General features: G+C 67.2%; 5 protein-coding genes. 4 read left to right on the top strand and 1 reads right to left on the bottom strand.

Annotated features, from left to right (window positions below):
- The first annotated feature begins 72 nt into the window (after positions 1 to 72).
- Positions 73 to 1,158 carry a Gfo/Idh/MocA family protein gene (locus tag C7I84_RS28055; protein ID WP_106775515.1) on the top strand — a complete coding sequence of 362 codons (1,086 nt, stop codon included), beginning with the start codon at positions 73 to 75 and terminating at the stop codon, positions 1,156 to 1,158.
- Positions 1,159 to 1,496: 338 nt separating this feature from the next.
- On the opposite strand, the gene C7I84_RS28050 is transcribed toward C7I84_RS28055, so the two are convergent.
- The gene (locus tag C7I84_RS28050; RefSeq protein ID WP_106775514.1) at positions 1,497 to 2,258 is read right to left on the bottom strand and encodes an SDR family NAD(P)-dependent oxidoreductase; all 762 of its coding nucleotides are present in this window, start codon (positions 2,256 to 2,258) and stop codon (positions 1,497 to 1,499) included.
- A 359-nt stretch (positions 2,259 to 2,617) separates the two neighbouring features.
- On the opposite strand from C7I84_RS28050, the gene C7I84_RS28045 reads away from it, so the two are divergent.
- The 3 genes from C7I84_RS28045 to C7I84_RS28035 are packed head-to-tail and all read left to right on the top strand — an operon-like array spanning position 2,618 to position 6,316.
- Positions 2,618 to 4,081 (top strand): aldehyde dehydrogenase family protein, encoded by a 1,464-nt coding sequence (locus tag C7I84_RS28045; RefSeq protein WP_207771085.1) that lies wholly within the window; start codon positions 2,618 to 2,620, stop codon positions 4,079 to 4,081.
- A 3-nt stretch (positions 4,082 to 4,084) separates the two neighbouring features.
- Positions 4,085 to 5,605, top strand: coding sequence for a xylulokinase (gene xylB / locus C7I84_RS28040; RefSeq protein ID WP_106775512.1), 1,521 nt, complete (start codon positions 4,085 to 4,087; stop codon positions 5,603 to 5,605).
- A gap of 21 nt (positions 5,606 to 5,626) precedes the next feature.
- On the top strand, positions 5,627 to 6,316 hold the full coding sequence (locus C7I84_RS28035) for an HAD-IA family hydrolase (RefSeq protein WP_207771084.1): 690 nt from the start codon (positions 5,627 to 5,629) through the stop codon (positions 6,314 to 6,316).
- The last annotated feature ends 1 nt before the right edge of the window (position 6,317 follow it).

Below are 6,317 nucleotides of genomic sequence, written 5' to 3'. Positions count from 1 at the left end.
GATGTCCGGCAGGACAGAGGGGGGTGGGAAGCGCCGACCTTCATGGAACTATAGCGCTATCGGGAGGGCACCATGCCTGACAAAGTCAAAATCCTCGTCGTCGGCCTCGGCAACATGGGGGCGTCGCACGCCAGCGCCTATCATCGCATTCCCGGTTTCGAGATCGTCGGGCTGATGAGCCGTTCGATCAAAGCCAAAAGGATCCCGGACGAGCTGAAGGGCTACCCGCTCTACGAGGATTACGACCAGGCGCTGAGGGAGGCCAAACCCGATGCGGTGTCGATCAACTCCTGGCCGAACACCCATGCCGAATACGCGCTGAAGGCGTTCGACGCCGGCTGCCACGTCTTCATGGAAAAGCCGATCGCTACCAACATCGAGGACGCCGAGAAGGTGGTGGCCGCGGCGCGCGCCAGGAACAAGAAGCTGGTGCTGGGCTACATCCTGCGCGTCCATCCCTCCTGGATCAAGTTCATCGAGATGGGCCGGACGCTCGGCAAGCCGCTGGTGATGCGGCTCAACCTCAACCAGCAGTCGAGCGGCCCGGCCTGGCACTGGCACAAGAACCTGATCGACTCGCTGATCCCGATCGTCGACTGCGGCGTGCATTATGTCGACGTGATGTGCCAGCTCACCGGCGCGAAACCGGTGCGGGTGCACGGCATCGGCGCAAAACTGTGGGCGGAGGCCGACAAGGACAATTACGGGCACCTGCACGTCACCTTCGACGACGGTTCGGTCGGCTGGTACGAGGCCGGCTGGGGCCCGATGATGAGCGAGGTCGCCTATTTCGTGAAGGACGTGGTCGGGCCGAAGGGGGCCGTATCGATCGTCGCCAACCAGGGCGGCGGGGCGAAGGAGGCGGAAAAGCTCTCCGATTCCGCCGACATCGACAAACATACCAAGACCGACGCCATCAAAATCCACCACGCGGCCGTCGACGAGGACAAGAACTGGTCGAAGCCGGACGAGATTTTTTCCATGACCGACGAGCCGGGGCATCAGGAACTGTGCGACCGCGAGCAGGCGTTTTTCCGGAAGGCGATCCGCGAGGATATCGACCTGTCGGAATCGATGGACGCGGCGGTCAACTCGCTGCGCATCGTGCTGGCGGCGGAGCAGAGCATCGCCGAGAAGAGGGCGATCGATCTGGCCTGAGATCTGGGGGGTGGCACGCCGTTGGTCGCCCGCCGCGCTACGCTGGGCATCCTCCTTAAGAGGGCAGGGTAATCGCTGTGGCGCTACCCCCACCCCTAACCCCTCCCCACAAGGGGGAGGGGGACTTTACGGCCGCTATGGCGGCGCGCAACCGTCAACGAGTGGCGCGCGGTCGAGGTGCCAGCCGATTCCCCTCCCCCTTGTGGGGAGGGGTTAGGGGTGGGGGTGAATTCGTGTGCAACTGCCCTGCCATCTAGGGGCGGGAGCTATGCCGAGCCCGCCGCCCTTCCCCTCTCGACGGAGGGTCGAGCGGTCATTCAAACAGTCGTCAGGGTTGATCAGATCGACGTGTAGCCGGCGTCGGCCGTCACGATGCTGCCGGTCATCAGGCTGGAGGCGTCGGAGGCGAGGAACAGCACCACCGAGGCGATCTCCCTCGGCTGGCCCATACGCTTCATCGGGGTGAGGTCGATCCAGCGGTCGACCATGCCCCTCTGGTCCTCGAGGTTGGCGAGCAGCGGCGTCTCGATATAGGTCGGCGCCACGGCGTTGACGCGCACGCCGCGCAGCGCCCATTCCACCGCCAGCGACCGCGTCAGATGGTGCACGCCTGCCTTGGAGGCATTGTAGTGGCACTGCGGCTGCGGCGTGTTGACGATGTCGGCCGACATCGAGCCGATATTGACGATCGAGCCCTTGCCGGCGCCGAGCATTTTTCGGCCGAAGGCGCGGCAGGTCTTGAACACGCCCGTCAGGTTGATGCCGATCACACGATCCCATTCCGCGTCGGAGACGTCTTCGGCCGGCGTGTTGGAGGCGATGCCGGCATTGCACACCAGCACGTCGAGCGGCGGCAGCTCGCCGGCGAGGGCATCGAGCTGGTCCGTGCGGGTGACGTCGAGCGGACGCGATTCCGCCTGCAGCCCGCGGGCGGCGATCCGCTGCGCCGAGGCTTCGGCACGCGCCGGGTCGAGGTCGGTGACGATGACGCGTGCGCCGGCCTCGGCGAGCGCCGTGGCGCAGGCTTCGCCGATCCCCTGGCCCGCGCCCGTGACCAGCGCGAGGCGGCCGGTCAACTCGAACTGCGACATGTATGACATTCGATTCCTCCCTTCATGCGCGGGTAAGCCCCACGCCCGCGCCGAGATACCATGCGAGACGTCGTTGCCGGAAGCAGCCGGGCTCGTGATGTTAGTAGCACTAGCATTTGGCCGCTTTGTTGATCAAGGCATCGTGCAAAAAGCAGCATTCCGATGGCATGGGAAGGCCTCAAGCGGCGTGCTCGCCGTCGCCAATTCGCAATAAAATCGTTTGCGAATAATGCCTTGATCCGAAATGGCTGCCGGACAGGCGGTTCTCCATGGTCGTGGAACGGGTGCTTGCCTGAAGTAGTAAATCTATATTATGAGGGTTTGTCGCTCGTGGAGCGGCGCGCGTGCAGTGCGGAGGAATGCCGGCCTTGATACACGACCTTGCCGAAAAACTCTTCATAGACGGCGATTGGCGCCGAGGCGAGGGGGAGCGGATTCCGGTCGAGAATCCCGCCACCGGCGAGGTGCTGGGCCACATCGCGGCGGCGACGCCGGCCGAGATCGACGCGGCGGTTGCGGCGGCGCGCAAGGCGTTCAGGATCTGGTCGCGCCTTGCGCCGGCCGAGCGTGCGAAAGCGCTGCGGCGGCTGGGCGATGCCATCACAACCGAAGCCGACGCTATGGCGCGCACCATGACGCAGGAGCAGGGCAAGCCGCTCAACGAGGCCAGGGGCGAGATCCTGAAGCTGGCGGAAGCCTGCCATTTCTACGCCGAGGAGGCGGTGCGCATTCATGGCGAGATCGTGCCGAACACGACGACCGACATCGACAGTCTGGTCGTGCGCGAGCCGATCGGGGTAGTCGGAGCGATCACGCCCTGGAATTACCCGGCGGAACTGATCGGCTGGAAGCTGTGCGGCGCGCTCGCCGCCGGCTGCACCATCGTCATCAAGCCGGCCGAGCTGACGCCGTTCACCGCGCTCGCCATTGCAAGGATGGCCGAGAAGGCGAAAATTCCGGCAGGTGTCGTCAACGTCCTGACTGGACCGGGCGCGAAGGTCGGGCAGGCGCTGGTCGAGCATCCCGGGGTCGACAAGATCGCCTTCACCGGATCGAGCGCCGTCGGCCTGCGCATCCAGCAGTCGTGCCCGACCATCAAGCGGCTGTCGCTGGAGCTCGGCGGCAACTGCCCGCTGATCGTGACGGCCTCGGCCGACCTCGACGCGGCGGTGAAGGGAGCGGTGCGGCGCTCGTTTCGCAACATGGGCCAGATCTGCATCGCCATAAACCGCATCTACGTCGCCCGGCCGATTGCGGCCGAGTTCGTGAAGCGCCTGTGCGAGGCGGCGGACAAACTGGTCATCGCCAACGGCATCGACAAGCCGGACGCCGATGTCGGCGCCATGGCCTCGGCCGAGCCGCTCGCCAAGACAAAAGAACATCTGGCCGACGCGCTGGCCAAGGGCGCGAAGCTGGTCGCCGGCGGCGGCGCGCCGCGGGGCGAGGCCTTTGCGCGCGGGCATTTCTTCCGCCCGACGGTGGTCTCGGACTGCACGCACGCCATGAAGGTGATGACCGAGGAGACGTTCGGGCCGCTGGTCGGCGTCATGGCCTTCGACGGCCTCGACGAGGCGATCGAGCTTGCCAACGACACGCCCTACGGCCTCGCATCCTACGTCTACGCCAAGGACATGGACGAGATCCGCTATCTGTCGGGGCGGCTGGACTACGGCAATGTCGCCGTCAACAATGTCGACGCCGGCATCATGAACGCGCCCTATGGCGGCCGCAAGCAGAGCGGCGTCGGCTACGAGCACGGCCGCGAGGGCATGCTCGAATACCTCAACTTCAAGCATGTCCGCATCCGCTACGACGAGCCGAAGGGGAGGTAGGTTTTGACCCAAAGCCTTCTCGGCATCGACATCGGCACGTCCGGCTGCAAGGCGCTGCTGATCGACGCGACCGGCGCCGTGCTGGCCAGCCGGACGGAAACCTACGGCCTGTCGCAGCCTCACCCGGGCTGGACCGAGCAGGATCCGCGGCTGTGGATCGACGGCGCGCGCGCCGCGGTCGCCGGCGTGCTGGCGCTGCGGCCCGACGTCGAGGTAGGGGCCATCGGCCTCTCCGGCCAGATGCACGGGCTGACGCCGCTCGACGCCGAACATCGGGTGCTGCGGCCGGCGATTCTGTGGAACGACCAGCGCAACGGCGCAGAATGCGCCGACATCACGACGCGCGCCGGCGGCATCGAGGGGCTGCTCCGGCACACCAACAACCGCATGCTCGTCGGCTATACCGGCGGCAAGATTCTCTGGATGCGCAACCACGAGCCGGAACTGTTCGGCCGGCTGCGCCATGTGCTCAATCCCAAGGACTATCTGCGCTTCGTGCTCACCGGCGAGCTGGCGACCGAGGTTTCCGACGCATCCGGCACCGGCCTGTTCGACCCGCGCCGCCGGGCCTGGGCGGCGGGCCTGCTCGACCTCATGGAGATCGATGCCGCGCTGCTGCCGCCCTGCCATGAATCGCATGTGGTGAGCGGCCGGGTGAGCCGGTCGGGATCGGTGCTTTTCGGCCTGAAGGCGGGCATCCCGGTGGTCGGCGGCGGCGGCGACAGCGTCATCCAGACGATCGGCTCGGGCGTGATCGCGCCGGGCGAACTGCAGACCACCATCGGCACGGCCGGCATTCTCGCGGCCGCGCTCGACGAGCCGGTCGAAAATCCCGATGGCCGACTGCAGGTCTTCTGCAACGTGGCGCCGGACAAGTGGCACTGCATGGGCGTGTCGCTCAATGCCGGCGGGGCGGTGGAGTGGCTGCGCGCCCTGCTGGCGGGCTTCGCCGACGGCGCCGTGCCGACGGCCGAGCAGATCGCGGCACTTGCCGAAAAGGCCCCGGTCGGCGCGCGCGGACTGCTCTTCCTGCCCTATCTCAACGGCGAGCGCTGCCCGCATCCGGACCCGTCGGCGCGCGGCGGGTTCGTCGGGCTGACGACGCGTCACGGCGCGGAGGAGATGGCCCGAAGCGTCATGGAGGGCGTGACCCACTCGCTCTTCGACATTTTTGCGCTGATGGAGAAGGCCGGCATCGGCCGCACGCTGATCAAGGCGTCCGGCGGCGGCGCGCGCTCGGTGCTTTGGCGGCAGATGCAGGCCGACCTGTTCGGCTGCGACGTTGTGACGACCGAGGGTGCGGCCGAGGGCGGCGCCTTCGGGGCAGCGCTGGTCGCCGGCGTCGGCATTGGCGTGTGGCCGGACGCGGACGAGGCGGCCAGGGCCTGCCGTGCGGTCACGCGCGAGGCCCCAGACGCGGCCGCCGGCGACGCCATGCGGTCCGCTTTCGAGGTCTATCGCGGCCTCTACGACGCCCTTTCTCCGAGCTTCGCCGCGATCGGCGCAGCCCGGCTTGACCGCTAGAGGAAACGGAGGCCTCGCCTTATGACCTTTCGAGTGGGGCGCTACGAGGCGCTCGTCTTCGATCTCGACGGCACGCTGATCGACAGCGCGCCGGATATAGCGGCGTCGGTCAACCAGGTGCTCGAGCGGCGCGGCTGGCCGGTCCAGAGCGTCGCCTTCGTGGAAAAATTCATCGGCTTCGGCCCGCGCCGGCTGCTGCTCGACCTGTTCGTGGAGCTCGGCCTGCCCAGCGACGATGCGACCGTCGACGAGGCGGTGCGCGAGTATCTCGCCAACTATGCGCGCTCGCCGGCGGAGCGCACGCTGTTCTACCCGCATGTGCGCGAGGACCTGGAGTTTTTGCACCGGACGGGCATCCGCATGGGCATCTGCACCAACAAGCCTCAGGACCTGTCGCTGAAAGTGCTGGACATCCTCGGCATCGCGCCGCTGTTCGAGGTGGTGGTCGGCGCCGACGCGGCGCCCGCCTGCAAGCCGGACCCGGCGCATCTGCTGGCGGTTTCCGGGCGCATGGGGCTGGACGGCCTGTCGTGGGCCTATGTCGGCGACACCAAGGTCGACCAGGCCACCGCCCAGGCGGCGCGCGTGCCCTTCTATGCTGTGTCCTGGGGCGGCGGCGGCGAGGTGGCGGTGGCGCCGGAATGGCGGCTTGACCGGCTGCGCGATCTCGGCGCCAACTCCGAACCCGTTCGTGTCGGGCAAGGGGGATAGA

The organism is Kumtagia ephedrae, assembly GCF_003012745.1.
GTDB lineage: Bacteria > Pseudomonadota > Alphaproteobacteria > Rhizobiales > Rhizobiaceae > Kumtagia > Kumtagia ephedrae.
This window is presented reverse-complemented; position numbering and strand designations above follow the sequence as displayed.